Origin of the sequence: Lentzea sp. NPDC004782 (genome assembly GCF_040609115.1) — a bacterium.
Taxonomy (GTDB): Bacteria; Actinomycetota; Actinomycetes; order Mycobacteriales; family Pseudonocardiaceae; genus Lentzea.
In genome coordinates this window covers 1-3,189 of the sequence record NZ_JBEXJN010000146.1, presented here as the reverse complement: position 1 = coordinate 3,189, position 3,189 = coordinate 1, and the positions used below count along the sequence as shown (strand labels likewise).

1 pseudogene is annotated in these 3,189 nt (G+C 65.1%); it reads right to left on the bottom strand.

From position 1 onward, the window contains the following. Nucleotides 1-3,189, bottom strand: a pseudogene (locus ABZV40_RS46280) (hypothetical protein); the annotation flags it as partial.

Below are 3,189 nucleotides of genomic sequence, written 5' to 3'. Positions count from 1 at the left end.
CAACCACTCCGCCGGCCTCAGCACCGACAACCTCGGCCTCTTCGCCCTCGGCGCAGCCACCACCTCCGACCCACCACCCACAACCCCCGAACCCGCCGACCGTGACGACTCACCCACCCCCGCGGTTTTCCCGGTCCGGGGAGCCGGGGCCCCGCCGCGCAGTCCTCGTCGCTCGTGTTCGATCAGGGACCTGCCCGTCTCCCGGGCCAGGCGTGCGGCCAACTCCTCCGGCCCCTCGGCATGTTCGAGAAGGCCGTACCGCTGCTGGTAGTAGCGGTGAGCCACCAGCCAGACGATGTTGTCGTAGTCGATGTTCTCCTGATCAGGCTTCTCGATGAACACCGGAGGCCGGCGCACGTACCGGCCGACGATCCGCCGGCCCTCACGCAGCAACACCTCCACCTCATCAGGCGACAACATGCTCCACAACTGACTGATCTGCCCGGCCTGCTCCAGCCCGGAAATCAGCGGCGGCCCCGCACGATCACCCTCACCCCACACACCACCACCCACGACCTCACCACCCACCCCCTCCACCCCGACACCGTCCCCAGCCAGACCACCACCAGCCAGGCGGCCATCAAACACGTAATCGTTCATCAGACCACCGTTGACCAGGTGATCGATCGAGTAGTTTCCGGGGAAGAGTCCGCCAGTCACGTCGCCAGCCAGCGCGGCCGGGGCGGAGAAGAAAGCGCCCGCACCCTGCCCGCCTGCTGCAGGGATCAAACCGAAGCCCAGGTCGAACCCGCTCGTACCGCTCGTCGTCCCCCCTGTCAGCCCGCGGAAGGGCAGAGGATTGACGAACGTGCCCAACCCCGACCCCAGCAGCAGGCCCTGGTCCAACGGTGCAGCAACCTCCCCGTAGCCGCCAACGGCCAGAACATCAGACCCGGCATTCCAGGCGTGCGAAGCGCCCCCGCTCCCATTCACCTCCACCTCGCCGTACCCCGCCACCCCCGCACCGGCGACGAACTCCCCGCCGAGCGAAGCGTCCCCACCCCCAACCCCCTCCACCCCGACACCGTCCCCAGCCAGACCACCACCAGGCAGACGGCCATCAAACACGTAATCGCTCACCAGACCACCGTTGACCAGCTGATCGATCGAGTAGTTTCCGGGGAAGACCCCGCCAGTCACACCGCCGGCCAGCGCGGCCGGAGCGGAGAAGAAAGCGCCCGCACCCTGCCCGCCTGCTGCAGGGATCAAACCGAGACCCAGGTCGAACCCGCTCGTACCGCTCGTCGTCCCCCCTGCCAGCCCGCGGAAGGGCAGAGGATTAGCGAACGTGCCCAACCCCGACCCCGGCAGATAATCGGTCGAGTAACCGCCGATCGCGTTACCGTGGACCGCGTCACCATGAATCAGGTAATCACCGGCTGGAAGGTGTCCGGCGAACGCATCGCCAGCCAGGTTGCCGACCAGCGCGGGGAAGAAGACGCCCGCACCCTGCCCGTCTGGCCCGAGATCCATACCGGGATCCGCGCCAGGCTCACGTAGCCCGACGACGTCGCTCATCAGCTGGTCTGATCCAGAAGAACCACCATACGTTCCCGCCGGGAACACCAGCGCCTGAGGCTGCCCAGACCAGCCCTCAGACCCCTCGCCCCCCAGCGGCGCAGATGCCGGACGGAGTACAAGCTCACCTCCCGACAACGCCGACTGGCCACCGCGATCAGCACCGACCTCACCGCCACCGACCTCACGCTCCTTCAACCCACCCCACAGTCTGGAGACCATGTATTCGTGGATCAGTGTTCTCTTGTCGGAGGGGGGGTTGCCGGACAACTTGGCGACAGCAATTTGGGTGAGCGGAGATCCCTTGTGGTCCTTCTCGCCGTTCATGCCTGCCGCCCACCGCGAGACCACCTTCCGGGGTTCGCCGAACCTCAGGCCACCTTTTCCGTCGCGGAGAATGAATTTCGCGAACCGGACCTCGCTCAGGATGGATTTGATGTAGTCGACCAGGAAATCCTTCCCGCCGTCACCACGACGCCACCCGATGATCGCCTTCTCCTGGTCCTTCGGCAACCGCACCGGATCAACCCGAAGCCACGAGTCCTTGACCGCGGTCTCAGTGATCAGTGTTTTGTCATCGAAGGGATGTTTGCCGGACAACTTGGCGACAGCAATTTGGGTGAGCGGAGATCCTCCCTCGTCGTTCTCGCCGTTCATGCCTGCCGCCCACCGCCAGACCACGTCCCGTGCCACCCAGGACTTCAGGACACCCTTCCATTGTGGACTGCGGAGCATGAATGCCGCGAACCTGACCTCGCCCAGGAGGTTCTTGATGTGCCCGACCAGGGTGTCCGGCCCGTCGTCACCGCGACGCCACCCGAGAATCGACTCCTCCTCGTACTCCGACAACCGCACCGGGTCCGCACTCCACGTTGTGTCTACCGTGTCCCTGCTGATCAGTGTTTCGCCGTCGGGGGTTGTGCCGGACAACGCGGCGACAACCGGTGCGGTGAACCGGGATTCGTCGGTGTCGTGCTTGCCGTTCAGGCGTGCCGCCCACCGCCAGATCACGTCCCGGGCCACCCGCGACTTCAGGCGACCATTTCCGTCGCGGGGAATGAATTTCGCGAACCTGACCTCGCCCAGGAGGTTCTTGATGTGCCCGACCAGGGTGTCCGGCCCGTCGTCACCGCGACGCCACCCGACGATCGACTCCTCCTCCTCGTCCGACAACGACACCGGATCAGCCGCACGCCACGAGTCCCTGACAATGGTCTCCCTGACCAGGGGTTTCTTGTCGGAGGGGGTTATGCCGGACAACGTGACAACATCCGCTTGGGTGAGCAGGGATCCGTACTTGTCGTTCTCGCTGTACATGCCTTTCGCCCACTTCGAGAGCACGTCCTGGGCACTCTTGGACTTCAGACCACGTTTTCCGTCGCGGAGCATGAATTGCGCGGACCTCTCCTCGTCGCGCAGAACGTCTACGATGTGCTCCACCAGGAACTGCCGCCCGCCGACACCACGACGCCACCCGATGATCGCCTTCTCCTCGTCCTCCGACAACACCACCGGATCGCTCCCAGCCCACGATCTTTTGACCGCGCTCACACTGATCAGTGGTTTCTTGTCGGAGGGGGTTATGCCGGACAACGTGACAACATCCGGTTGGATGAGCGGGGATCCGTCGTTGTTGTTCAGGCCTGCGTCCCGCCGCGAGAGGCCGTTCAG